The organism is Streptomyces akebiae (assembly GCF_019599145.1).
GTDB lineage: Bacteria > Actinomycetota > Actinomycetes > Streptomycetales > Streptomycetaceae > Streptomyces > Streptomyces akebiae.
Genome location: NZ_CP080647.1, coordinates 2,880,646 through 2,905,197, shown reverse-complemented (window position 1 = coordinate 2,905,197; position 24,552 = coordinate 2,880,646). Strand labels below are relative to the sequence as shown.

Below are 24,552 nucleotides of genomic sequence, written 5' to 3'. Positions count from 1 at the left end.
GCCGACGAACTCGTGTTCTTGAACCGGATCAACGGGCCGGAATTCATATAACCCCTTCTTCACGCGTGCTTCACCCATGGAGAAACAGCCCCGTCAATCACAGACGGCACGAAGCGGGTCATCAGGGGGACGCGCGGTCCTGACGGACAGCGGATGCGGCCACAATGGGGGGATGAGCGACAGTCCAGCCCCTCTCGCCGATCCGCATCTCGTCTACGACCCGGTCGACGGCGTACGGGACGTAGTGATCCTCGGATCGACCGGCTCGATCGGCACCCAGGCCATCGACCTCGTCCTGCGCAACCCGGACCGCTTCCGTGTCACCGGGCTCTCCGCGGCCGGAGGGAGGGTGGAGCTGCTGGCCGAGCAGGCGCACCGCCTGCGGGTGCGGACGGTCGCCGTCGCCCGCGAGGACGTCGTACCTGCCCTGCGCGAGGCCCTGGCCACGGCGTACGGCGCCGGGGAGTCGCTGCCCGAGATCCTCGCCGGCCCGGACGCCGCCACCCACCTCGCCGCCTCCGACTGCCACACCGTCCTCAACGGCATCACCGGCTCCATCGGCCTCGCCCCGACCCTCGCCGCCCTGGAGGCGGGCCGTACCCTCGCGCTCGCCAACAAGGAGTCGCTCATCGTCGGCGGCCCGCTGGTGAAGGCGGTGGCGAAGCCGGGCCAGATCATCCCGGTCGACTCCGAGCACGCCGCCCTCTTCCAGGCCCTCGCCTCCGGCACCCGCGCCGATGTGCGCAAGCTCGTCGTCACCGCCTCCGGGGGTCCCTTCCGCGGCCGTACGAAGGCGGAGCTGGCCGACGTGACGCCCGCCGACGCGCTCGCGCACCCCACCTGGGCCATGGGCCCGGTCATCACCGTGAACTCCGCGACCCTCGTCAACAAGGGCCTGGAGGTCATCGAGGCGCACCTCCTCTACGACATTCCCTTCGACCGCATTGAGGTCGTCGTGCACCCCCAGTCGTATGTCCACTCGATGGTTGAGTTCACGGACGGATCGACGATGGCCCAGGCGACGCCCCCCGACATGCGCGGGCCCATCGCCATCGGCCTCGGCTGGCCGCAGCGCGTCCCCGACGCGGCGCCCGCCTTCGACTGGACCAAGGCGTCCACCTGGGAGTTCTTCCCTCTCGACACCGACGCGTTCCCGTCGGTCGGGCTCGCCCGACACGTGGGGGAACTCGCGGGCACCGCCCCGGCGGTGTTCAATGCGGCGAACGAGGAGTGCGTCGACGCGTTCCTGCACGGCGGTCTCCGGTTCGACGCGATCATGGAGACCGTCACGCGGGTCGTCGAGGAGCACGGCACGCCGCGGGCGGGAACTTCCCTGACCGTGGCGGACGTCCTCGAAGCGGAGACCTGGGCGCGCGCCAGAGCCCGTGAACTGACCACCTCGACAGGCAAACCCACCGAGCGGACGACCGCGGAGGCCCGTGCATGACGACCCTGATGTTCATCCTCGGCATAGTGGTCTTCGTGATCGGCCTGGCGTTCTCGATCGCGTGGCACGAGCTGGGCCACTTCTCGACCGCCAAGCTCTTCGGCGTCCGCGTGCCCCAGTTCATGGTGGGCTTCGGTCCCACCCTCTGGTCGAAGAAGAAGGGCGAGACCGAGTACGGCGTCAAGGCGATCCCCCTCGGCGGCTACATCCGCATGATCGGCATGATCCCGCCCGGCGAGGACGGCCGGATCGAGAGCCGCTCGACCTCCCCGTGGCGTGTGATGATCGAGGACGCCCGTGCGGCCTCCTTCGAGGAGCTCCAGCCCGGCGACGAGAAGCGCCTCTTCTACACGCGCAAGCCCTGGAAGCGCGTCATCGTGATGTTCGCCGGCCCGTTCATGAACCTGATCCTGGCCTTCGTGATCTTCCTCGGCGTGATGATGACCTTCGGCGCCCAGACCCAGACCACCACCGTCAGCAAGGTCTCGGACTGCGTCATCGAGGCCAGCGAGAACCGCTCCAAGTGCCGGTCCGGCGACGAGGAGGCCCCCGCCAAGGCCGCGGGCCTGAAGCCGGGCGACAAGATCGTCGCGTTCAACGGCGAGCCCGTCGACGACTGGGCCGCCCTGCAGTCCGACATCCGCTCCAACCCCGGCAAGCAGGTCACCGTCACCGTCGACCGCGACGGCAAGGAGCTCGACCTGACCGCCACCCTGGTGAAGAACCAGGTCAGCAAGACCGACGGCAACGGCGGCTACGTCGCGGACAAGTACGTCTCCGCCGGCTGGTTCGGCTTCACGCCCGCCTCCGGCATCGTCCCGCTCTCCTTCGGAGAGTCGGTCGACCGCATGGGCGACATGATGGAGAACGGCGTCGAGTCCCTGCTCTCCCTGCCCGCCAAGGTCCCCGCCCTGTGGGACGCCACCTTCGGCGACGGCGAACGCGAGGCGGACTCTCCCATGGGCGTGGTCGGCGCGGCCCGCGTCGGCGGCGAGATCTTCACCATGGACATCCCCGCCACCCAGCAGCTCGCCAGCTTCCTCATCCTGCTGGCCGGCTTCAACCTCTCCCTCTTCCTGTTCAACATGCTCCCGCTCCTGCCGCTCGACGGCGGCCACATCGCGGGCGCCCTGTGGGAGTCGCTGCGCCGGAACGCGGCGAAGGTGCTCCGCCGGCCCGACCCCGGCCCGTTCGACGTGGCGAAGCTGATGCCCGTCGCCTACGTCGTGGCCGGGATCTTCGTCTGCTTCACCCTCCTGGTGCTGATCGCGGACCTCGTGAACCCGGTGCGCATCTCCTAGACACCCGACGTTCACGACGGCCGGGCACACTCACGCGGTGGAGCCCGGCCGTCGGGACGGTGATGTGCTCGGGAGCCTGCCTGTGCCGTAATCTCGAAGCCTGGAGCCCGCCCGTACCGGGACCCGATCCTGATCCACAACTTGGGGTTGCACAGCAGATGACTGCGATTTCTCTCGGCATGCCGTCCGTTCCGACCAAGCTCGCCGAGCGCCGGAAGAGCCGCCAGATCCAGGTAGGGTCCGTGGCCGTCGGTGGAGACGCCCCGGTGTCGGTCCAGTCCATGACCACCACCCGCACGTCGGACATCGGCGCCACGCTGCAGCAGATCGCCGAGCTGACGGCCTCCGGCTGCCAGATCGTCCGCGTCGCCTGCCCCACGCAGGACGACGCCGACGCCCTCCCGGTGATCGCCCGCAAGTCGCAGATCCCGGTCATCGCCGACATCCACTTCCAGCCGAAGTACGTCTTCGCCGCGATCGAGGCCGGCTGCGCCGCCGTCCGCGTCAACCCCGGCAACATCAAGCAGTTCGACGACAAGGTCAAGGAGATCGCCAAGGCGGCGAGCGACCACGGCACCCCGATCCGCATCGGCGTCAACGCCGGCTCCCTCGACCGCCGCCTGCTCCAGAAGTACGGCAAGGCCACCCCCGAGGCGCTCGTCGAGTCCGCCCTCTGGGAGGCCTCCCTCTTCGAGGAGCACGGCTTCCGCGACATCAAGATCTCGGTCAAGCACAACGACCCGGTCGTCATGGTCAACGCCTACCGCCAGCTGGCCGCCCAGTGCGACTACCCCCTCCACCTCGGCGTCACCGAGGCGGGCCCCGCCTTCCAGGGCACCATCAAGTCCGCGGTGGCCTTCGGCGCGCTCCTCTCCGAGGGCATCGGCGACACGATCCGCGTCTCCCTCTCGGCCCCGCCGGTCGAGGAGATCAAGGTCGGCAACCAGATCCTGGAGTCGCTGAACCTGAAGCCGCGCCGCCTGGAGATCGTCTCCTGCCCCTCCTGCGGCCGTGCCCAGGTCGACGTCTACAAGCTCGCCGAGGAAGTCACCGCCGGCCTCACCGGCATGGAGGTCCCCCTCCGCGTGGCCGTCATGGGCTGCGTCGTCAACGGCCCGGGCGAGGCCCGCGAGGCCGACCTCGGCGTCGCCTCCGGCAACGGCAAGGGCCAGATCTTCGTCAAGGGCGAGGTCATCAAGACCGTCCCCGAGTCCAAGATCGTGGAGACCCTCATCGAGGAAGCGATGAAGATCGCCGAACAGATGGAGGCGGACGGCATCGCCTCCGGCGAGCCGACGGTGGCGGTAGCGGGCTGAAACCCGCTGCCCCTGGAGGAAGGCCGCAGGCCGGTCCTCCAGGGGCGCGGGGCTGTTTCGACATGGGCCCCGCCGCGTGACGCGAAAGCCACGACGCACCCGCACCCGCCAGAGCGCGGCAGCCCCCGAGCTGCCAGGCGCCCCGACCGCGGCGCAGCCGCAGGGCGCCCCGCCACAGCCCGGCAGGGTATCGTGCGGAGACCAGCGCAGACCCCAGGGTGAGGCCCCCGCACGTGTTGACCCAGACCACCACCAGGGTCCTCGAACCGAGTGACCTGGACGCCGCACTCGCCGTCCTGGACCGAGACCCCGTCGCGAACGCCTTCGTGACCTCCCGCGTCCAGGTCGCCGGGCTGGACCCGTGGCGGCTCGGCGGCGAGATGTGGGGCTGGTACGAGGACGGCGCACTGACCTCCCTGTGCTACGCCGGCGCCAACCTCGTCCCCATCTGCGCCACCCCCCGTGCCGTGCGCGCCTTCGCCGACCGCGCCCGCCGAGCCGGGCGCCGCTGCTCCTCGGTCGTCGGCCCCGCCGAACCCACCGCCCAGCTCTGGCGCCTCCTCGAACCGAGCTGGGGCCCGGCCCGCGAGGTCCGCTCGCGCCAGCCCCTCATGGTCACCGACCGGCTGCCCGACCCCGCCGAGGTCACGCCCGACCCGTACGTCCGCCGGATCCGCAAGGACGAGATGGAAACGATCATGCCGGCGTGCGTCGCGATGTTCACCGAGGAGGTGGGCGTCTCCCCGCTGGCCGGCGACGGCGGCCTCCTCTACCAGGCCCGGGTCGCCGAACTCGTGGGCTCCGGCCGCTCCTTCGCCCGCCTCGACGCCGACGGCCGCGTCGTCTTCAAGGCCGAGATCGGTGCCGCCACGCCCCAGGCGTGCCAGATCCAGGGCGTCTGGGTCGCCCCCGAATACCGGGGCCAGGGCCTCGCCGCCCCCGGCATGGCAGCGGTCCTGCGTTACGCACTGGCCGACGTGGCCCCCTTGGTCAGCCTCTACGTCAACGACTTCAACACGGCGGCGCGGCGCACCTACCACCGCGTGGGCTTCCAAGAGGTGGGCGCCTTCATGAGCGTGCTGTTCTGAGCACGCGCCGTCGGCCCGCCGGGCGGGAAACGCGCCCCACAGGGGCACGGGAAGCCGCGTGATCGGCCACAAACTCCCCGCACCCCACAGACCACACGAACCCCCCTGTAGAGTCCGCGACATGGACCTTGTCATCGGCCCCTTGGACCTCTCCGCCCACGTGGACGAGGCCCTGGCCGTCCAAGCCGTCGCCTTCGGCCTGGGCCCCGACGAGGTGGCGGTCCGCCGCCAGATCGTCCTCCGCCACATGACGTACCCGGGGGCGAGGGCACTCGGCGCCACGGTCGGAGGCCGCCTCGTCGGCTTCGTCTACGGCATGCCCAACGACCGCACCCACTGGTGGTCCACCGTCGTCGAGCCCTACCTCCGCTCCCTCGGCCACGACCACTGGCTGGACGACTCCTTCGTCATCACCGAACTGCACGTCCACCCCCGCCACCAGAACCACGGCGTCGGCCGCGCCCTCATCACCACGATCACCGACAGCGCCGTCGAACCCCGTTCGATCCTCTCCGCGATCGACGTCGACAGCCCGGCCCGCGGCCTCTACCACTCCCTCGGCTACATCGACCTGGCCCGACGGGTCGTCTTCCCCAGCGCCCCCAGGCCGTACGCGGTGATGGGCGCCCCCTGCCCCTGCGCCGCAGGTAGCCGACCCGCCACCCCCCACCGCCACCACCGGATTTCCACGGGCACCCGCCCCCCGGCTAACCTCCTGCCATCACCCTCCCCCACTCTCGGCTGCGCTCGAGCGGGGGGACCACCATCGGCAGGAGTACGACAACCATGGCGAACGTACCGGTCCAGCGCATGTCCCAGTTGATGGCGAAGACGCTGCGCGACGACCCCGCGGACGCCGAGGTCCTCAGCCACAAGCTCCTCGTCCGCGCCGGTTACGTCCGCCGCACGGCGGCCGGCGTGTGGACCTGGCTGCCGCTCGGCAAGAAGGTCCTCGCCAACGTGGAGCGGATCGTCCGCGAGGAGATGGACGCGATCGGCGCCCAGGAGGTGCTGCTCCCCGCGCTGCTGCCGAAGGAGCCGTACGAGGCGACCGGCCGCTGGGACGAGTACGGCCCGGAGCTGTTCCGCCTGAAGGACCGCAAGGGCGGCGACTACCTCCTCGGCCCCACCCACGAGGAGATCTTCACGCTGATCGTGAAGGACCAGGCGTCCTCCTACAAGGACCTGCCGGTGATCCTCTACCAGATCCAGACCAAGTTCCGTGACGAGGCCCGCCCCCGCGCCGGCATCCTGCGCGGCCGTGAGTTCCTGATGAAGGACTCGTACTCCTTCGACACCGAGGACGAGGGCCTGGCCCAGTCGTACGCCCTGCACCGCCAGGCCTACCAGAAGGTGTTCGAGCGCCTGGGCCTCGACTACCGCATCTGTGCCGCCACGGCGGGCGCGATGGGCGGCTCGAAGTCGGAGGAGTTCCTCGCCCCGGCCGGCGCCGGCGAGGACACCTTCGCGGACTGCCCGGCGTGCGACTTCGCGGCCAACACCGAGGCGATCACCTTCGAGCTGCAGCCGGTGGACGCGGGCGACGTGCCCGCCCTGGAAGAGATCCCGACCCCGGACACCCCGACCATCGAGACCCTCGCCGCGTACCTCGGCGTCGAGGCCTCCGCCACCCTGAAGAACCTCCTCGTCAAGGTCGACGGCGAGATCGTCGCCGTCGGTGTCCCCGGCGACCGCGAGGTCGACATGGGCAAGGTCGAGGCGCACTTCGCCCCGGCGGTCGTCGAGATGGTCACCGAGGCGGACTTCGCCGGCCGCCCCGACCTGGTCCGCGGCTATGTCGGCCCCCAGGGCCTCGGCGAGAAGGTCACGTACATCGCCGACCCGCGCGTCGCCCCGGGCACCGCCTGGATCACCGGCGCCAACAAGCCGGGCACACACGCCAGGAACGTCGTCGCGGGCCGGGACTTCGAGGTCGGCGCGTACGTCGACGTCGTGGTGGTCCAGGAGGGCGACCCCTGCCCGAACTGCGGCACCGGACTCAAGCTGGACCGCGCCATCGAGATCGGCCACATCTTCCAGCTCGGCCGCAAGTACGCCGACGCCCTCAAGCTCGACGTCCTCGGCCAGAACGGCAAGCCCGTCCGCGTCACCATGGGCTCGTACGGCATCGGCGTCTCCCGCGCGGTCGCCGCCCTCGCCGAGCAGTCCGCCGACGACAAGGGTCTGTGCTGGCCCGCCGAGGTCGCCCCGGCCGACGTCCACGTCGTCGCGGCGGGCAAGGCCCTGCAGACCGAACTGGCCCTCGACGTCTCCGAGAAGCTGCGGACCGCCGGCCTCCGCGTCCTGGTCGACGACCGCGCGGGTGTCTCCCCGGGCGTGAAGTTCACCGACTCCGAACTGATCGGCGTACCGAAGATCCTGGTCGCCGGCCGCCGCTCCGCGGAGGGCGTACTGGAGCTGAAGGACCGCCGTACCGGGGAGCGCGAGGAGTTGACGGTCGACGAGGCGATCGCCCGTCTGACCACCGCCTGACCATGGCCTGAGGAAACACTCAGAAACTTCTTTTGAGGCCTATAGGCGCCTCACAGGTTTCTCTCAGACCGTTCCCCGACCGTAGGGCGTGACAGAACGTCACTACGGAGGGGAACGGTCATGACGACCTGGGGACGAGGTGCCGTCGCGGGGATCCGCGGAGGCGCCCGGCGCACGGCGGCCACCGCGGCGGCGGTGACGCTCGCGGCGGCAGCCGGCGTGTTCGCGCTGACCGGCACGATGCAGTCGTCCGCGGACACCACCGCCGGCGGCAGCGGCAGTGGCACGAGTTCGACGTCGTCGACCACGACCGGCGACACCGACACCGGCGGCAGCACGGACACGTCCTCGGACTCGTCCTCCTCCAGGGAGAGTTCGAGCGACTCCTCCTCGGCCCTCCGGTCGCCCTCCGACGGCATGACGTCCGCCGCGGGCGACGACGCGGCGGACTCGACCTCGGGGGCGTCGTGATGACCGTTTCGAAGACGACCCCGCGCTCCACGGCCGCCACCGACTGGCGCGCCCTCGGGACGAGCGTCCGTCTGGTCACCACGGACCCGACCCTGCTCGACTCCTGCAATCTGCTGCTGGCCCGGCACCTGGCCGAGGTCGACGCCGCGTGCGGCCGTTTCCGCGAGGACTCGGAGCTGACGGCGCTGAACAGGGCCGAAGGCCGACCCGTGCGGGTCAGCCCGCTGCTGGCCGAGGCCCTGCAGGTGGCCCTGCGCGCCGCCCGTGCCACGGACGGCGCGGTGGACCCCACGGTCGGCTCGGCGATGGAGGCCCTCGGTTACGACCGGGACTTCACGCTGGTCCAGGAGGACGACCGTCCCGTACGTCTGGTGGTGCGGCGCGTGCCGGGCCGGAGCCTGGTCGACCTGGACCGCGTCACGAACACCGTGACCCTTCCGCCCGGCGTCAGCCTGGACCTGAGCGCCACCGCCAAGGCCTGGGCGGCCGACAGTGCGGCGCGGATGCTGGCCCGGACGGCCGACTGCGGCATCCTGGTCAGCCTCGGCGGCGACACGGCCGTGGCGGGCGAACCGCCGGCCGGTGGCTGGCGCATCCGCGTCCAGGACGAGATCGCCCCGGTCGACCGGCTGCCCGAGCACGGCTCCTACGCCACGGTCGGCATCCGCAGCGGCGGCCTCGCCACGTCCGGCACCACCGCCCGCCGCCCGCGCCGCGGCGACCACCCCCTCCACCACATCGTCGACCCCCGCACGGGCCGACCCGCCACCACCCCGTGGCGCACCGTCTCGGTCGCCGCCGCCACGTGCGCCGACGCCGACGCCGCCACCACGGCGGCCCTGGTGAAGGGCGAGAGCGCGGTCCGCTGGCTCTCCCGCCTCGGCCTCCCGGCCCGTTTGGTCACCCAGGAGGGCACGGTCGTCACGACCCCGGGCTGGCCCTCCTCGACACCGACGACGCACCCCACGCCGGCAGCGGAGCCCACCGCATGAGCGACGAGATCCTCCTGTACGCCGACAGAGCCACCGGCGCCGGCTGTCTGCTCCTCTTCACCGTCGTCGCCCTCCTCGGCATCGCCGTACGCCTCCGCGCCCGCATCCCCGGCCCGCCCCGCTTGCAGCGACCGCCTGCCCGGTGCCGGCCCTGAAACCGAGGGGCGCCTGTAGGGCCCTTCTGAGCACGAGGAAACCGTGCGACCAGCCGCACCCCACGCGGCTTCCCCCGGGCCCGCTTCCGGCGGGCGTCGCAGAGCAGAAGGGACTTCCGAAACACGCCCTAGACGAGTCATTCCGATGTGATCAGTGGTCGTAGGCGATCAGGGATCGCATGACCGGCTGTCCGGTCTTGTGGTTGTGCCAGATCGCCACGGCCAGTGCGAGGACGCGCTGGGCGACGCGGACGGCGACGCCCTCGAAGGTCCGGCCGCCGTGCTGCTCCAGGTCGAGCTGGCCCTTGAGAGTGTCGTTCACCGACTCGATCAGCTGCCGCACCGACTTCAGCAGGGACTCGCCTTTGCGGTGCTTCTCCCGCTTGAACGACGGCCGCAGCAACTCTGCCCCGCGCAACGCCAGGTCCGCCTCGAACTCTTTGGAGGCGAAGCCCTTGTCCGCGATCAGTAGCAGGCCGGGCCGGTCGGTGACCGCGTCCGGCTCGCGGTCCAGCATTGCCGTCAGCACCTCGCGCTCGTCCAGCTTTGGGTTCGCCAGGGCCCACAGGATCGGCATGCCGGTTGGGGTGCACACCAGGTACAGCCGCAGCCCCCAGAAGAATCGGGAGTGACTGGCGCAGTATCCGTATCCGGCCCAGCCGGCCAGGTCCGACCGCTTCACCGTGGGCCGTGAACGGCCGCACTCGACGGGGGTGGAGTCGATGATCCAGTGGTTGTCGAACCAGAAGTCGGTGTCCGCCGCGAGGAGCCGTATGGCTCGTTTGACCAGGGGCAGCGCGGCCCGCAGCCGCTTGTTCCAGCCCGGCTGCTTCGGTACGTACGGGAACATCGCAGCCAAGCGGGAGCCCACGAACCGCAGCCACCTGGACTCCGAGGCGAAGCCGAGCATCGCCTGGGCAACGGCGAGGCAGACGAGCTCGGAGTCCGTCAACCGGGGCGGCCGTCCCAGCCATCGGGTGTCTCCCATCTCGTCGTCGATCTTCACGTACAGTGCGGTGAGCAGGGCGTCCAGGTCATTCGTCACAGATCGATCTTGGACGCCCTGTCTGCGTTCCCGAACGCACCGTCAGCATTCGGAATGACTCGTCTAGAGCCACCCGGCGAACTCAAGCAACAGCTCCGCGTCCCTGGGCCGCCCCACCCGCCGAGCCCGAACTCCCGACTCCACGGCCCGGAACAGCGTCCACCCCCGCAACCGGGCCTGCTCCACCTCCAGCGACTCGGCCAACTTCTTCACCCGCCGCCGGGTGATCGCCGCCCCTGAGGGTGAGGCGATCAGATCCTCCACCCGGTCCCGCACCAGCCGGGCCAGATCGAACGCGCACTCGCCCACCACCGGGTCCGGCCCCACCGCCAGCCACGGCAGCCGCTCCCCGGCCAGTACCTTGCTCTGGCGAAACGTCCCGTGCAGCAACCGCTCCTCGGGAGCGGTATCCAGCAGCTCCGCACGGACCCCGAGAGCCGCGTCGACCAGCCCCCGCACCTCGGCGTCCGCCTCGGCGCCCGCCCGCATGGCCTCGGCCTGCCGCTCCGTCCGCTCGGCCACGGTCTCGAAGACATGAGCCTCAGGCGGCTCGACCCACAGCCGTCGCAGGGTCGCCGCGGCCTCCAGCAGCGCCTTCGCCTCGGGCAGCGACCGCACCGACAGATCGGGATGGAGCCGCTCCAGCAGCAGCACGCCATGACTGTCCCCGGGGTTGAGCAGCTGGACCGCGCCCCGCCCGTCCCAGTGCGCGAGCGCGGACCGCTCGCTCTCCGGCCGGGCCCGCTCGGGGGCCAGCTTGAGCACGGCAGGCGTGCCGTCGATGAGCCGCACCAGGAGCACCAGACTGCTCCGGCCACCCGGGGCCTGCACCCGTTCGACGGTCAACTCGCGTAGATCCACGGCCTGTCGGGCCAGCTCGGGGAGCCTTTCCAGCCACGCGCCGATCCCGTCACCGCCGTCCGGCCGTCGGGTCTCGGCGAGCGCTCGCACCAGCCGCTGCGGCGGTTCGAAGTCCTCGAAAGCCTTGCGCGCCATGGGCGAGTCGTTCCCTTCCGGAGCGTGATCAGGTGTGCGGTGTCGCCGACGGGCCGGCGGCGGCCGTCCGCTCGGCGAGACCAGGGAAGGCTACGCTTCCGCCCCGCCACCGCACCGCCCGCACCGCCGCCTCCCGCAGCGCCTCGGCGGCGGCGGCGCGCCGGGCACTCTCGGCGGCCCGCACGAGATCGGAGTACACGCCGGCCACCCGCTCCTCCAGCTCCACGGCGAGCCGCACGGCGGACTCGGAATCGGCCACCTGGAAGGGCAACGCGTACCCGGCGGCCGCCACGGCGGGCTTGCCGCCCAGATCCCGTACGGCCCGGGTGAGCTCGTCCCGGCGGGCCCGGTGCGCGTCGTACGCCTCCCGGGCCTCGCGCTGCCGCGCCTCGCCGATCTTCCCCCCGACGACGCCGTAGCCGTACACGGCGGCGTGCTCGGCCCCGAGTGCCGCCTGTACCGCCTTCAGCTCCCCGCTGCTCACTTCGCCCCCTCAGTCAACACGTACGCGTGCCCGGCACCCGCCGCCGCCACCGACGCCATCAGCCGCGCCAGCTCACCCGGCACCCCCAGCAACGCCTTGGCCCGGCTGTCGGCGAGTCTCCGCTCGGCGGCGGCCAGTTCGGTGAGGGCGGCCCCGGGGTCCGCCGGCACGGAGGAGGGCGAGGCCGAGGCGGAGGGGGAGGCGGAGGGCGAACCGGACGGGGAAGCGCTCGCCCCCCGCGCACCGGCCCCCTTCCCGCCCCCGAACGCCTTGGCGTGCCGAACGACCTCCGCCCGCAGCGGCGTCAGTAGCGAGGCCAGATCCGGATGGGCGGCGATCACGAGGTCGTACCGCTCCACGAGCCTCTCGCTGTCCCGCGCCACGCGCGCGCGTGCCCGCTCCACCTGCGACGCACCGTCTCCGCCGTCGGACCCCGGAGCCCCGGACGAGCACCCCGCGAGCAGCCCGGCACCGGCGGCCCCGACGAGCAAACTCCTTCTGCGCGGCCCCGACAGGGCACGCGACGACAGGCTGAACGACACAGCAGACGTCCTCGGGGGGTCGTACGAACAAAGAAGCGGTGCGATCACGGTACCCGTGAAACGTGCCGCGTCTCGCTAGGGGCGCGGGGAAGCGCCCGGCGAGCCTCCGCGCACCCGCAGCCGCGCGAATACCAGCACCCCCGAGCCATGAGGCGCCCCCATGGGCGCCCCCGCTCACAGCCCCCACATGGACGGCAACACCCCAGCGGAGCGGCTACCCTTTGACCTGACACGCGCCCTACCCACAACAGCACACGCGGCCGAGGAGTCACCCGGATGAGCACCACCCAGAGCGAGAGGCTGCGAGAACTGCTGGAACCGCTCGTACGCTCCCAGGGCCTGGATCTCGAAGAGATCGCAGTGGACTCGGTCGGACGCAAGCGGGTGCTGCGTGTGGTCGTCGACTCGGACGAGGGCGCGGATCTGGACACCGTCGCCGACGTCAGCCGCGCCGTCTCGGCCAAGCTGGACGAGACGGACGCGATGGGCCAGGCGGAGTACACCCTGGAAGTCGGTACGCCGGGCGCCGAGCGCGCCCTCACCGAGCACCGTCACTACCGCCGTGCCGTGGACCGGCTGGTGAAGTTCACGCTCCGCGAGGACGGGGAACTGATCGCCAGAATCCTGACCGTGGACGACGACGGCCTCGACCTCGAAGTGCCCGGAGTGAAGGGCCGCAAGGCCACCGCCCGCCGGCTCGCCTTCGCGGAGATCGACAGGGCCCGCGTCCAGGTCGAGTTCAACCGCAAGGACAAGAAGGACATGAAGGAAGAGGAGGAGGCGTAGCCGTGGACATCGACATGAGTGCCCTCAGGGGCTTGGTGCGGGAGAAGGAGATCTCCTTCGACCTGCTGGTCGAGGCGATCGAGGCGGCCCTCCTCATCGCCTACCACCGCACCGAGGGAAGCCGCCGCCACGCGCGCGTGGAGCTCAACCGGGAGACCGGCCATGTGACCGTGTGGGCGAAGGAGGATCCCGAGGACCTGGAGGAGGGGCAGGAGCCGCGCGCGTTCGACGACACCCCGTCGGACTTCGGGCGCATCGCCGCCACCACCGCCAAACAGGTGATCCTGCAGCGACTGCGGGACGCCGAGGACGATGCCACCCTCGGTGAGTACGCCGGGCGCGAGGGCGACATCGTCACCGGTGTGGTCCAGCAGGGCCGCGACCCGAAGAACGTGCTCGTGGACATCGGCAAGCTGGAGGCCATCCTGCCCGTGCAGGAGCAGGTCCCCGGCGAGACCTACCAGCACGGAATGCGACTCAGGTCGTACGTCGTACGGGTGGCGAAGGGCGTGCGCGGCCCCTCCGTGACGCTCTCCCGCACGCACCCCAATCTGGTGAAGAAGCTCTTCGCCCTCGAGGTGCCGGAGATCGCCGACGGGTCCGTCGAGATCGCCGCCATCGCGCGTGAGGCCGGACACCGTACGAAGATCGCCGTCCGCTCCACCCGCAGCGGTCTGAACGCCAAGGGCGCCTGCATCGGCCCGATGGGCGGCCGGGTGCGCAATGTCATGGGCGAGCTGAACGGTGAGAAGATCGACATCGTCGACTGGTCGGACGACCCGGCGGAGATGGTGGCGAACGCGCTCTCCCCGGCCCGGGTCTCCAAGGTCGACGTCGTGGACCTCGCGGCCCGCTCCGCGCGGGTGACGGTGCCCGACTACCAGCTGTCGCTGGCGATCGGCAAGGAGGGCCAGAACGCCCGCCTCGCCGCCCGTCTCACCGGCTGGCGGATCGACATCCGACCGGACACCGAGCAGCCGTCCGAGTAGGTGTCCGAGCAGCCGGGGAATAGATCCAAGCCGCAGGTCGCTTAGATCACGTCAGTTATATGCGCGGCAACTGTTCGATTCTTGCCCCAAAGGGGTGAGGTCGCCGCGGGGAGGTAGACTTAGCAGTGTCTGGCCGGACGCGTGCCCGTGCATGCCCTGAACGCACCTGTGTGGGGTGCAGGCAGCGATCGGCCAAGACCGAACTGCTGCGCGTCGTGGCGATCGAGGGCGAATGCGTCCCCGATCCTCGCGGTACGCTGCCCGGCCGGGGTGCGTACGTACACCCCGTTCAGGTCTGTCTCGACTTGGGGCTACGCCGCCGGGCGTTCACGCGGGCGCTGCGTGCCCCGGGAGCGCTCGACACAAAGGCGTTGCGCCGATACGTGGAGCAGACAACAGTTGCCGAGCAGGCAACACCGTAAGACGTGTCGCACGGAGCCTCCGTGCGGCCCTGGTACCCCGCGAGTTGGAAGTAGGTCGAGATTGCGATGAGCACTCGATGAGCACGCGATGAGTACGCCCATGAAGTAGCGACGGTCCGGACGCACCCGGACCTAAAAAGGAGCGAAGTGGCTAAGGTCCGGGTATACGAACTCGCCAAGGAGTTCGGGGTTGAGAGCAAGGTCGTCATGGCCAAGCTCCAGGAGCTCGGTGAATTCGTCCGTTCGGCGTCCTCGACGATCGAGGCCCCCGTTGTACGCAAACTGACTGACGCCCTCCAGCAGGGCAGCGGCGGCGGCAAGCCCGCCCCGCGCAAGGCCGCCCCGGCCCGTCCGGCGGCCCCGTCCCCCGCGCAGGCCGCACGTCCGGCCGCGCCTCGTCCCGGTCCGGCCGCGCCGAAGCCGCCCGTCGCCGAGCGGCCCGCAGCCGCCCCGGCCCCGGGTCCGCGTCCGACGCCCGGTCCCAAGCCGCCGACGCCGAAGCCCGCTCCGGCCTCCCCGGCCCCGAGCGTGCCCGAGTTCCAGGCGCCCCCGTCGGCTCCGGCCGCCCCGTCCACCCCGCGTCCGGGCGCCCGTCCCGGTCCGGGTGCGCCGCGTCCCAGTGGCCAGCAGCAGCGTCCGGGCGGTCCCGGCCAGGAGCGTGGCGGCCAGTCCGCGCGCCCCGGCGGTCAGCGTCCCGGCGCCGGTGCGCCCAAGCCGGGCGGTGCCCGTCCTGCGGGTCCGCGTCCCGGTAACAACCCCTTCACCTCCGGTGGCTCCACCGGCATGGGGCGCCCGCAGGGCCCCCGTCCCGGCGGTGCCCCGCGTCCCGGCGGCCAGGGCGGCCCCGGCGGCGCCCAGGGCGGTCCGCGTCCCGCGGCTCCCGGTCAGGCGCCGCGTCCGCAGGGTGCCGGCGGCGGTCCCCGTCCGCAGGCTCCGGGCGGCGCCCGTCCGACCCCGGGCGGCATGCCTCGTCCGCAGGGCGGCGGTCCCCGTCCCGGCGGTGGCCCCGGCGGCCCCCGTCCGAACCCCGGCATGATGCCGCAGCGTCCGGCTGCCGGCCCGCGTCCCGGCGGCGGTGGTCCCGGTGGCCGCGGTCCCGGTGGCGGCGGTCGTCCCGGCGGTGGCGGCGGCGGTCGTCCCGGTGGCGGCGGTTTCGCCGGTCGTCCGGGTGGCGGCGGTGGCGGTTTCGCCGGTCGTCCGGGTGCTCCCGGTGCCGGTGGCGGTTTCGCCGGTCGTCCCGGTGGTCCGGGTGCCGGCGGCGGTGGCCGTCCCGGCTTCGGTGGCCGTCCCGGTGGTCCGGGTGCCCGTGGTGGCACGCAGGGCGCCTTCGGTCGTCCCGGCGGTCCCGCGCGTCGCGGTCGCAAGTCGAAGCGGCAGAGGCGCCAGGAGTACGAGGCCATGCAGGCCCCGTCGGTCGGCGGCGTGATGCTGCCTCGCGGCAACGGCGAGACCATTCGCCTGTCGCGCGGTGCGTCGCTCACCGACTTCGCCGAGAAGATCGGCGCCAACCCCGCCTCCCTCGTCGCGGTCATGATGAACCTCGGCGAGATGGTCACGGCCACGCAGTCCGTCTCCGACGCGACCCTCGAGGTCCTCGCCGGCGAGATGAACTACACGGTCCAGATCGTCAGCCCCGAGGAGGAGGACCGCGAGCTGCTCGAGTCCTTCGACCTGGAGTTCGGCGAGGACGAGGGCGACGAGGACGACCTGGTCGTCCGCCCGCCGGTCGTCACCGTCATGGGTCACGTCGACCACGGTAAGACCCGACTGCTCGACGCCATCCGCAAGACGAACGTCATCGCGGGCGAGGCCGGCGGCATCACCCAGCACATCGGTGCCTACCAGGTCACGACCGAGGTCAACGAAGAGGATCGCAAGATCACCTTCATCGACACCCCGGGTCACGAGGCGTTCACCGCCATGCGTGCCCGTGGTGCCAAGTCGACCGACATCGCAATCCTGGTCGTCGCGGCCAACGACGGCGTCATGCCGCAGACGGTCGAGGCGCTCAACCACGCCAAGGCGGCCGAGGTCCCGATCGTCGTCGCGGTCAACAAGATCGACGTCGAGGGCGCCGACCCGACCAAGGTGCGCGGTCAGCTGACCGAGTACGGCCTGGTGGCCGAGGAGTACGGCGGCGACACGATGTTCGTCGACATCTCCGCCAAGCAGGGTCTGCACATCGACTCGCTGCTCGAAGCGGTCATCCTGACCGCCGACGCCTCGCTCGACCTGCGGGCCAACCCGAAGCAGGACGCGCAGGGTATTTCCATCGAGTCCCGCCTCGACCGCGGCCGCGGTGCCGTGGCGACGGTCCTCGTCCAGCGAGGCACGCTGCGGGTCGGCGACACGATGGTGGTCGGTGACGCGTACGGCCGTGTCCGTGCCATGCACGACGACAACGGCAACAACGTGCTCGAGGCAGGCCCGGCGACGCCGGTGCAGGTCCTCGGTCTCACCAACGTCCCGGGTGCGGGCGACAACTTCATCGTCGTCGACGAGGACCGTACGGCCCGTCAGATCGCCGAGAAGCGCGCCGCCCGTGAGCGCAACGCCGCGTTCGCCAAGCGCACGCGCCGCGTCTCGCTCGAGGACCTGGACAAGGTGCTCAAGGCCGGCGAGGTCCAGCAGCTCAACCTCATCATCAAGGGTGACGCTTCTGGTTCCGTCGAGGCCCTGGAGTCCTCCCTGCTCCAGCTGGACGTCGGCGAAGAGGTCGACATCCGCGTCCTGCACCGCGGCGTCGGTGCGGTCACGGAGTCCGACATCGACCTGGCGATGGGCTCCGACGCCATCGTGATCGGCTTCAACGTGCGCGCCGCCGGGCGTGCGCAGCAGATGGCCGAGCGCGAGGGTGTGGACGTCCGCTACTACTCGGTCATCTACCAGGCGATCGAGGAGATCGAGGCGGCCCTCAAGGGCATGCTCAAGCCGGAGTACGAAGAGGTCGAGCTCGGTACGGCGGAGATCCGCGAGGTCTTCAAGTCGTCCAAGCTGGGCAACATCGCGGGTGTTCTCATCCGCTCCGGCGAGGTCAAGCGGAACACCAAGGCCCGCCTCCTCCGCGACGGCAAGGTCATCGCGGAGAACCTCAACATCGAGGGTCTGCGTCGCTTCAAGGACGACGTCACCGAGATCCGCGAAGGCTTCGAGGGTGGTATCAACCTCGGAAACTTCAACGACATCAAGGTCGACGACGTCATCGCGACGTACGAGATGCGCGAGAAGCCGCGGTCGTAGGACGGTGGTTCACGCCGGCCGGGGGTGCCATGGGCGCCCTCGGCCGGTGTGGTCGTTCCTGGGGTCTTCGCCCCCGGACCTCCTTCGCGCGGTTCCCCGTGCCTGGGAGAAGGGTCCCGGGCCCCAGGCGCCGATATTGCGTCGAGTCGCAGCGCCAGGCCGATGTACGGTTCTGATGTTCCCGCCCGGCTACGGGCGGGCCATCGATCCCGTACCGGCGGGTGAACCGGATACACACATGTACGTGGGGACTCTGTCCTTCGATCTCCTCCTCGGCGACGTACGGTCGCTGAAGGAGAAGCGCTCCGTCGTCCGCCCGATCGTGGCCGAGCTGCACCGCAGGTTCGCGGTGAGCGTGGCGGAGGTCGACCATATGGATCTGCACCGCAGGGCCGTGATCGGCCTGGCGGTGGTCTCCGGCGACACGGGGCACCTGACCGACGTACTGGACCGGTGCGAGCGGCTGGTCGCCGGGCGCCCCGAGGTGGAACTGCTGTCGGTACGGCGGCGCCTGCACGGCGACGACGACTGATCCGGCGGCGCGGGGACAGTTGAAGAAGCAGTAGTTACGCAGAACGAGCTAGGAGACGGACCAGTGGCCGACAACGCGCGTGCCAAGAGGCTGGCGGACCTCATCCGAGAGGTGGTGGCCCAGAAGCTGCTGCGCGGGATCAAGGACCCGCGGCTCGGCTCACACGTCACCATCACGGACACCCGGGTGACCGGGGACCTGCGGGAGGCGACCGTCTTCTACACGGTGTACGGGGACGACGAGGAGCGGGCGGCCGCCGCCGCGGGGCTGGAGAGCGCCAAGGGCATCCTCCGTTCCGAGGTCGGCCGTGCCGCCGGTGTGAAGTTCACGCCGACCCTCACCTTCGTGGCCGACGCCCTCCCGGACACCGCCAAGACCATCGACGACCTCCTCGACAAGGCGCGGGCCTCCGACGCCGCGGTGCGCGAGAGCGCCTCGGGGGCCAAGTACGCCGGTGAGGCCGACCCCTACCGCAAGCCGGGCGACGACGCCGAGGACGACGCCGACGAGGATGCCGCCGCCGAATGACCCAGCAGCGCCAGAAGAACACCACGCCCGACGGCCTTGTCATCGTCGACAAGCCGTCGGGCTTCACTTCGCACGATGTCGTCGCCAAGATGCGCGGCATCGCCCGGACCCGACGGGTCGGACACGCGGGGACGCTCGACCCCATGGCCACCGGAGTGCTCGTCCTGGGGGTGGAGAAGGCGACCAAGCTGCTCGGTCACCTCGCGCTCACGGAGAAGGAGTACCTCGGCACCGTCCGGCTCGGGCAGACGACGGTCACCGACGACGCCGAGGGCGAGATCACGGCGTCGGTCGACGCGTCGAAGGTCACCCGCGAAGCCGTCGACGCCGGTGTGGCCGAGCTGACCGGACGGATCATGCAGGTGCCGTCCAAGGTCAGCGCCATCAAGATCGACGGCGTGCGGTCGTACAAGCGGGCCCGCGACGGTGAGGACTTCGAGATTCCCGCCCGGCCCGTCACCATCTCCTCCTTCGCCGTGTACGACGTCCGCCAGGCCGTCGCCGAGGACGGCACCCCCGTTGTCGACCTGGTGGTGTCGGTGGTGTGCTCCTCCGGGACCTACATCCGTGCCCTCGCCCGCGATCTGGGTGCGGGACTGGGCGTCGGTGGCCATCTCACCGCGCTGCGCCGGACCCGCGTCGGCCCGTACAAGCTGGACTCCGCGCGGACTCTCGACCAGCTCCAGCAGGAGCTGACCGTCATGCCGGTCGCCGAAGCCGCCGCGGCCGCGTTCCCCCGCTGGGACGTGGACGACAGGCGCGCCCGGCTCCTGCTGAACGGGGTCCGCCTGGACATGCCCGAGGAGTACGCGGACCGGGGCGCCACGGCCGTCTTCGACCCCACGGGTCGCTTCCTGGCCCTGGTCGAAAGCCAGAAGGGCAAGGCGAAGAGCCTGGCCGTCTTCGGCTGACCCCGAGGCGGGCACCGCAGCACCAACCCGCGTTGTCAGGCGAGGGCTAGGGGGCTCGGGGGCTCAGCCCCTGGCCCGGACGGTGCCGCAGGGGCACCCGGCCCGACACGGCTCGACCCGGTGGAGCGTGGAGCGGCGGTCTCACGGGGTCGCTGTTCCCGCCGCTCCACGGTCCCCCCTCGGTTCCCCCACCCAGAGGTGTATCCATCTGCCCGGGGCTATTCACCCCTTCGTGCAGGCGCTCGGAGTGAACCGAGGGAGTGGAAGGGGGCGCGTTCGTCGCGCGATCTGTTCCGCTGATCTTCACGTGCCTACCGTCGGAACACAGGTACGACGGGGAGGTCAGGACATGGTGGTACGGGGCCGTCGGGCGACCGACGACGGCCGCCGGGCGGCGCGGGACGAAGTCCTGGTGCGGGTCGGCGATCTGGCGGGACGACCACGTGGCACGGGGTTCGTCGCCGACCACCACGGCACGGTCGTCACCAGCCACGAGGCGGTGGACGGGCTGGCCCGGATCGTGGTGCGCGCCACCGGCGACCGTGTCTGTGTGGTGACGTCCGACGCGGTCACGCCGTTGCCCGCCCTCGACCTCGCGCTCATCCGCACCCAGGGGCTGTGCGTGGACCCGCTGCCCTTCGCCCTGCGGGACGAGGTCGAGACGGGTGCGTACGTCCGCATCGCGGCCGGCGGCTGGCGCGAGGCACGGGTGCTGGGTACGGCGGACGTCACGTACACCGCGACCGACGGTTTCCATCTGCTGCGCGGCGCCCTGGAGTTGGCGATCGGCACCGCGGGGAGCGACGCGCTGCGGCTGGGCGGGGGCGCGGCCGGGGGACCCGTGCTCGACATGACCACGGGGGCCGTGGTGGGCGTCCTCGGCACGGCCCTGGAGGCACAGCACCGGGCCACGGGCTTCGCCGTTCCCCTGCGGGGGTGGCAGGCCGAGCAGCCGCTGGCCGAGCTGCTCGCCCGCAACGCGGCGACCGTGCCGGCGTACGGAACGGATCTGAACCTGGCGGGGGTGCTGGAGCTCACGGCCACGACGGTGGGCTCGGACGGGCCGGGGGCGGGCGCCGGGGCCATGGCGGCGGCCGACGCCGATCCGGTCGAACGGGTCGACGTCGTAAGGGAGTTCAGCGCCTTCTCCGAGGGCCCCGCCGCCGTTCTCGGTCTCGTCGGCCCACCCGGCAGCGGCCGTACGACGGAACTGGCCGCCCTCGCCGCCCGACGCGGCCGGGGCCCGGCCCCCGCCCCCACTCTCTGGCTCCGCGGCGCCGACCTCCTCTCCGCCGACACCTCCGTGGCGGACGCGGCCCGACGCGCCCTGGAACGCGCGGGACGGATCGTGGCGGCGTCCGTGTCGGCCTCCTCGGAGGGGTCGGACGCGGGGGGTTCCACGGGGGAGTGGGAGGCGTCGGCGCGAGGATCCGGGGGGCCTGGCAGGAGCGCCGGCTCTGGCGCGGGACAAGCCTCGGCCGCCGACGGGCCCGGGGCGGCTGACGGGCCCGGGGCGGCGGACGAGGGCGCCGCGTCGGGTGGGTGGGCCGCGTCGGACTTCTCGGCCGCATTCGCCGCTTCCGCGGGTGCGTGTGGCGGTGAGGATTCCTCGGGCGGTGCCGGTGCCGGTGCTTTGGGAGATCGGGCAACCGAGGGCGGGCGGCCGTGGCTGCCGGGTCGCTACCAGGGCGAGTTGGGGGACATCCGGCCGGAGCGGCTCGCGCGGCTCGCGGGGGCGGAGGGGCGGCCGCTGCTGTTGTTGCTCGACGGGCCCGAGGAGATGCCGCCGACGCTCGCGCACCGGCTGGCCGAGTGGACCGCGGGGACGGTCGAGTGGCTGCGGGCGAACGGGGCTCGGCTCGTGGTGGCCTGCCGCGCCGAGTACTGGGAGCGGGCCGGGACGCACTTCCCCGCCGAACTGCTGCACGGGGAGGCTTCCGGCGCCGAGGGGCAACTGCTGCCGGCCTGTGTGCGCCTGGGCGACCTGACCGAGAGCGAGGCCCGCCGGGCCCGCCTGCGGTACGGGATCCCCGAGGACGCGCTCACCGCCGAGGACGCCCGGCACCCCCTCACCCTGCGACTCCTGTCCGAGGTCCGAGCGGCACTGCCTGACCCCGCGAACGGCCGGCCCGGCGAGGATGGCGCCTTCGCCGGACCGCCCGACGGGCACATGGCAGGGGCCACTGGGACGGGCCGGACCGACGAGGAGCCGGAGGACCGGGTGCCGGGCGGCTCCGGGCCGGCGCATCAGGGCCGTGGCGACCGGGGCCCGGAGGACCAGGGCCGGGACGGCTGGGGACCGCGGGCGGCGGGCCGGGACGCCTGGGGACCGCAGGAGCAGGGGCGCTACGGCCCGGGAAACCGGGGCCCGGAGGACCGGGGACCGAGTGAACCGGGACGCGACGGGCTCGGCATCCCGTCGGCCGGGGCCGACATCCCTTCCACCGGGCGCACCACCACGACCGCCCCCACCCCCGGCGGAGCCTCCGCTCCGTCCGCTCCCGGGGCACGGGACACGGGCGGTCACCCGCACGGCCGGGCGCAACGACCCACCGGCCCGGGACCGTCCTCCTCCGGCCCGACCGCCTACGACCCCGGCCCGACCCCGCACCCCTCGGGTCCCACCGCGGACCGCACCGCTCCAGGCCGCCCCGGCAGGGACGAGGTGCTGGCTGCCTACCTGGATCTGATGTGTCTGCGGATCGCCGTGCGGCTCGCCGCGGTGAACGGGGTGCGCGGCGCGGCCGTGCGGCGGCTGGCGGCGCAGGTCTCGGGGCAGGTGCACGAGGCGGCCCGGCGGTGCCTCGGCCCCGGACAGGGGGAGTTGGACCGGGCCGCGTTCGAGGCCGTGTTCCCGTGGGGACCGGTGCCGGGACGGCGGCTCGGCGGCACCACCGGCTGGGCCTCGGCCGTGCTCACCGAGGGCCTGCTCGTCCCGGCCGGCGACGGCTACCGCTTCGCCCACGAGGAACTGGCCGACTGGATCCAGGGCGCACACCTGGACCTCGACGCCGCCCTGCACGCGCTCGTGCACCGTGGCTGGGTCGCCCAGGCCGAGACCCGGCGGGGCTGGGGCACGATGCCCTCGGAGGCCCGCGTGCGCAGGCAGGCCCGCCGGGCCACCCGCGACCTCCCCGTGCCGCGCCACCGTATCGGCCCCGTCGTCCACGCCCTGCTCCTCCTCGGCCGACAACAGGGCCCCACCGAACTCGCCGGACGCCTGGAGGAGTTGCTCGACGCCCTGGACGCCCTGCTGCCCCCGGGCGCCCCCGCCCCCGACGACCCCACCTGGTGGGCCACCCGTCTCCTGGCCGAGGCCCTGCTCCGGGTGCCCGACGCGACGCCGTACACCAGGGTGCTGCGGTTCCTCACCGAGCGGATCGGTGCCTGGCGTGCCCAGGGCCGAGGTGTGCCGGCCGAGTTCGGGCCGGACTTCTGGGCCTCGCTGCCCCTGCCCGAGGCGGAACGGTTCGACCTGCTGCGACGCCTGGTCGTCGCCGACCCGGCCACCGGCGAGGGGCCCCGCTACCTGGACGCGGTCTCCCGGTTGTTGTCGGCCGCCCCCGTCGACGTACAACCGCTGCTCACCCGTTGGTTCGCCGACGACACCCCCTTGGTCGCGACCCCGGACGCCACCGTGGCGACGGCCGCGCAGGCACTGCTGCACACCCATCGACGATGCGCCCTGGACGACCTGACCGAGGCACTCGTCGACTGCGCGCACCGACGTGGCGACGAGCTCCTCGCCGTACTGTCCGAGGAGGAGCCCTCGGCGGTATGCCGGGCCGTCGACCGGTGGGCGCACGACGAGCGTCCGGCCCGACGGGTCGCGGGGCTCGCGTACGGGCTGCGGACCGCTCCGCACGTGCGCACGGAGGCCGACCGCGAACTCCTGCGCTACGCGGCATTCGCCCTGCTGGGCCGCCCCGCCGACGTCACCCTGCACAGCGGCGCCCTGGCCCTGCTCGTACGGGATCCGCGGACCAGGCCGCGGTATCTGCCGCAGGCGCTGGAACGCTTCGCGGCGGGTGACCCGCAGCTGCCCGCGAGCGCCGTGGTCACCGCACTCGCGACCGACCCGGACCCGGTCCTCGCCGCCTTCCGCGCCCGGCTGCGCACGCCCGGCGCCGAGGGCTCGGACGGGGAGGCCCTGCGCACGCTCGCCGAGGTCACCACGCCCGGCCTCGCGCGCCGCGTCACCACCCTCGTACGGGAGGTCGTCGCCCTGCGCCCCGAGGTGGCCGGGCACGTCGCCGTGTACGTCGACCGCAGACTGGAACACGGCCCGGGCACCCGCGCCGTACTGTTCCCTCTGGTCAGCGGCCTCATCGTCGACGGCCCGGTCCAGGTTCGCGCGGCCCTGGCTGCCGTCTTCGCCGAACCGGGCACCCCCGTCTCCCGCCCGCTGCGCCGCGAACTGCTCGACCTGCTGATGGCGACCGAGCGGGACCCGTCCGTCCTCGACGCGCTGCTGCGGGCGGTCGTCGCGGGCGCGGCGGGTACGAGCGTGGGCGCGGACGTCCGGGTGCTGGTTCACCGCATCGGCCTGCTGCTGGTCCGCACGCCCGAAGGGGCCACCCGATTCGACTGGGCACTCGTCGACCTGGCCCGCCACGTGCCCGGGTTCGCGGAGCTGGTGGTCGGCTGGCTCAGCGGCACGCCCCAGGAGTGGGCGGCGGTGGTCGGTCCCAGCACCCGTCGGATGATCGAGAACCTGGCGGGGGTGCCGGGTGTGCGGGTGCCCGCGTGAGGAGGGACGGGCGTACCGGGTCGAGGGGCCGGATCCCGTGCTCAGGGTCACAGCCCGGATGCCG

Annotated in this window: 20 protein-coding genes and 1 pseudogene; 17 read left to right on the top strand and 4 right to left on the bottom strand. The window is 72.2% G+C overall.

Features of this window, described 5'->3' with window-relative positions:
• Window positions 1–172 precede the first annotated feature (172 nt).
• The 9 genes and pseudogenes from dxr to K1J60_RS12315 all read left to right on the top strand — a co-directional run bounded on the left by dxr (window position 173) and on the right by K1J60_RS12315 (window position 9,263).
• On the top strand, window positions 173–1,447 hold the full coding sequence (gene dxr / locus K1J60_RS12355; protein ID WP_220646276.1) for a 1-deoxy-D-xylulose-5-phosphate reductoisomerase: 1,275 nt from the start codon (window positions 173–175) through the stop codon (window positions 1,445–1,447).
• Window positions 1,444–2,748: a M50 family metallopeptidase gene (locus tag K1J60_RS12350; RefSeq protein WP_220646275.1), complete on the top strand. Its 1,305-nt coding sequence runs from the start codon at window positions 1,444–1,446 to the stop codon at window positions 2,746–2,748. The genes dxr and K1J60_RS12350 overlap by 4 nt, the downstream gene beginning before the upstream one ends.
• Before the next feature lie 158 nt (window positions 2,749–2,906).
• On the top strand, window positions 2,907–4,064 hold the full coding sequence (ispG, locus tag K1J60_RS12345; RefSeq protein WP_033526996.1) for a flavodoxin-dependent (E)-4-hydroxy-3-methylbut-2-enyl-diphosphate synthase: 1,158 nt from the start codon (window positions 2,907–2,909) through the stop codon (window positions 4,062–4,064).
• A gap of 233 nt (window positions 4,065–4,297) precedes the next feature.
• Window positions 4,298–5,152 (top strand): GNAT family N-acetyltransferase, encoded by an 855-nt coding sequence (locus K1J60_RS12340; protein WP_220646274.1) that lies wholly within the window; start codon window positions 4,298–4,300, stop codon window positions 5,150–5,152.
• Between the two features lie 121 nt (window positions 5,153–5,273).
• Window positions 5,274–5,789, top strand: a pseudogene (locus tag K1J60_RS12335) (GNAT family N-acetyltransferase); the annotation flags it as partial.
• A 149-nt stretch (window positions 5,790–5,938) separates the two neighbouring features.
• The gene (locus K1J60_RS12330; protein WP_220646273.1) at window positions 5,939–7,645 is read left to right on the top strand and encodes a proline--tRNA ligase; all 1,707 of its coding nucleotides are present in this window, start codon (window positions 5,939–5,941) and stop codon (window positions 7,643–7,645) included.
• A gap of 120 nt (window positions 7,646–7,765) precedes the next feature.
• Window positions 7,766–8,116, top strand: coding sequence for a hypothetical protein (locus K1J60_RS12325; protein WP_220646272.1), 351 nt, complete (start codon window positions 7,766–7,768; stop codon window positions 8,114–8,116).
• Complete coding sequence (locus K1J60_RS12320) at window positions 8,116–9,108, top strand: FAD:protein FMN transferase (RefSeq protein WP_220646271.1); 993 nt, start codon at window positions 8,116–8,118, stop codon at window positions 9,106–9,108. The genes K1J60_RS12325 and K1J60_RS12320 overlap by 1 nt, the downstream gene beginning before the upstream one ends.
• Window positions 9,105–9,263, top strand: a complete 159-nt coding sequence (locus tag K1J60_RS12315; RefSeq protein WP_259407695.1) for a hypothetical protein — start codon at window positions 9,105–9,107, stop codon at window positions 9,261–9,263. Before K1J60_RS12320 ends, K1J60_RS12315 begins: the two co-directional genes overlap by 4 nt.
• A gap of 151 nt (window positions 9,264–9,414) precedes the next feature.
• Here the strand turns inward: K1J60_RS12315 and K1J60_RS12310 are convergent, their stop codons facing one another.
• From K1J60_RS12310 to K1J60_RS12295, 4 genes are all read right to left on the bottom strand, one after another.
• Window positions 9,415–10,308 (bottom strand): IS982 family transposase, encoded by an 894-nt coding sequence (locus K1J60_RS12310; RefSeq protein ID WP_220646270.1) that lies wholly within the window; start codon window positions 10,306–10,308, stop codon window positions 9,415–9,417.
• Window positions 10,309–10,371: 63 nt separating this feature from the next.
• A complete protein-coding gene (locus tag K1J60_RS12305; RefSeq protein ID WP_220646269.1) occupies window positions 10,372–11,304 on the bottom strand; it encodes an aminoglycoside phosphotransferase family protein in 933 nt (310 codons plus the stop codon).
• A gap of 28 nt (window positions 11,305–11,332) precedes the next feature.
• Window positions 11,333–11,788 (bottom strand): ferritin-like domain-containing protein, encoded by a 456-nt coding sequence (locus K1J60_RS12300; RefSeq protein ID WP_220646268.1) that lies wholly within the window; start codon window positions 11,786–11,788, stop codon window positions 11,333–11,335.
• Window positions 11,785–12,330 (bottom strand): hypothetical protein, encoded by a 546-nt coding sequence (locus K1J60_RS12295; RefSeq protein WP_259407694.1) that lies wholly within the window; start codon window positions 12,328–12,330, stop codon window positions 11,785–11,787. The genes K1J60_RS12300 and K1J60_RS12295 overlap by 4 nt, the downstream gene beginning before the upstream one ends.
• 276 nt (window positions 12,331–12,606) lie before the next feature.
• On the opposite strand from K1J60_RS12295, the gene rimP reads away from it, so the two are divergent.
• The 8 genes from rimP (at window position 12,607) to K1J60_RS12255 (ending at window position 24,488) form a co-directional block, all read left to right on the top strand.
• Window positions 12,607–13,116: a ribosome maturation factor RimP gene (gene rimP, locus K1J60_RS12290; protein ID WP_220646267.1), complete on the top strand. Its 510-nt coding sequence runs from the start codon at window positions 12,607–12,609 to the stop codon at window positions 13,114–13,116.
• A gap of 2 nt (window positions 13,117–13,118) precedes the next feature.
• On the top strand, window positions 13,119–14,105 hold the full coding sequence (gene nusA / locus K1J60_RS12285) for a transcription termination factor NusA (protein ID WP_220646266.1): 987 nt from the start codon (window positions 13,119–13,121) through the stop codon (window positions 14,103–14,105).
• Window positions 14,106–14,230: 125 nt separating this feature from the next.
• Window positions 14,231–14,527 (top strand): YlxR family protein, encoded by a 297-nt coding sequence (locus tag K1J60_RS12280; protein WP_220646265.1) that lies wholly within the window; start codon window positions 14,231–14,233, stop codon window positions 14,525–14,527.
• 147 nt (window positions 14,528–14,674) lie between these two features.
• A complete protein-coding gene (gene infB / locus K1J60_RS12275) occupies window positions 14,675–17,767 on the top strand; it encodes a translation initiation factor IF-2 (RefSeq protein WP_220646264.1) in 3,093 nt (1,030 codons plus the stop codon).
• A gap of 238 nt (window positions 17,768–18,005) precedes the next feature.
• Window positions 18,006–18,299, top strand: coding sequence for a DUF503 domain-containing protein (locus tag K1J60_RS12270; RefSeq protein WP_086762067.1), 294 nt, complete (start codon window positions 18,006–18,008; stop codon window positions 18,297–18,299).
• Between the two features lie 63 nt (window positions 18,300–18,362).
• Entirely contained in the window at window positions 18,363–18,827 is a 465-nt protein-coding gene (gene rbfA / locus K1J60_RS12265) for a 30S ribosome-binding factor RbfA (RefSeq protein ID WP_045561382.1), read from the top strand.
• A complete protein-coding gene (truB, locus tag K1J60_RS12260) occupies window positions 18,824–19,738 on the top strand; it encodes a tRNA pseudouridine(55) synthase TruB (RefSeq protein ID WP_220646263.1) in 915 nt (304 codons plus the stop codon). Before rbfA ends, truB begins: the two co-directional genes overlap by 4 nt.
• 349 nt (window positions 19,739–20,087) lie before the next feature.
• Window positions 20,088–24,488, top strand: coding sequence for a trypsin-like peptidase domain-containing protein (locus K1J60_RS12255; RefSeq protein ID WP_220646262.1), 4,401 nt, complete (start codon window positions 20,088–20,090; stop codon window positions 24,486–24,488).
• The last annotated feature ends 64 nt before the right edge of the window (window positions 24,489–24,552 follow it).

What these genes read in the sequence shown, in the direction of transcription:
- dxr (WP_220646276.1), top strand. Translation starts at nt 173, where the DNA reads ATGAGCGACAGTCCAGCCCCTCTCGCCGATCCGCATCTCGTCTACGAC.
- K1J60_RS12350 (WP_220646275.1), top strand. Translation starts at nt 1,444, where the DNA reads ATGACGACCCTGATGTTCATCCTCGGCATAGTGGTCTTCGTGATCGGC.
- ispG (WP_033526996.1), top strand. Translation starts at nt 2,907, where the DNA reads ATGACTGCGATTTCTCTCGGCATGCCGTCCGTTCCGACCAAGCTCGCC.
- K1J60_RS12330 (WP_220646273.1), top strand. Translation starts at nt 5,939, where the DNA reads ATGGCGAACGTACCGGTCCAGCGCATGTCCCAGTTGATGGCGAAGACG.
- K1J60_RS12325 (WP_220646272.1), top strand. Translation starts at nt 7,766, where the DNA reads ATGACGACCTGGGGACGAGGTGCCGTCGCGGGGATCCGCGGAGGCGCC.
- K1J60_RS12320 (WP_220646271.1), top strand. Translation starts at nt 8,116, where the DNA reads ATGACCGTTTCGAAGACGACCCCGCGCTCCACGGCCGCCACCGACTGG.
- K1J60_RS12315 (WP_259407695.1), top strand. Translation starts at nt 9,105, where the DNA reads ATGAGCGACGAGATCCTCCTGTACGCCGACAGAGCCACCGGCGCCGGC.
- K1J60_RS12305 (WP_220646269.1), bottom strand. Translation starts at nt 11,304, where the DNA reads ATGGCGCGCAAGGCTTTCGAGGACTTCGAACCGCCGCAGCGGCTGGTG.
- rimP (WP_220646267.1), top strand. Translation starts at nt 12,607, where the DNA reads ATGAGCACCACCCAGAGCGAGAGGCTGCGAGAACTGCTGGAACCGCTC.
- K1J60_RS12270 (WP_086762067.1), top strand. Translation starts at nt 18,006, where the DNA reads ATGTACGTGGGGACTCTGTCCTTCGATCTCCTCCTCGGCGACGTACGG.
- truB (WP_220646263.1), top strand. Translation starts at nt 18,824, where the DNA reads ATGACCCAGCAGCGCCAGAAGAACACCACGCCCGACGGCCTTGTCATC.
- K1J60_RS12255 (WP_220646262.1), top strand. Translation starts at nt 20,088, where the DNA reads ATGGTGGTACGGGGCCGTCGGGCGACCGACGACGGCCGCCGGGCGGCG.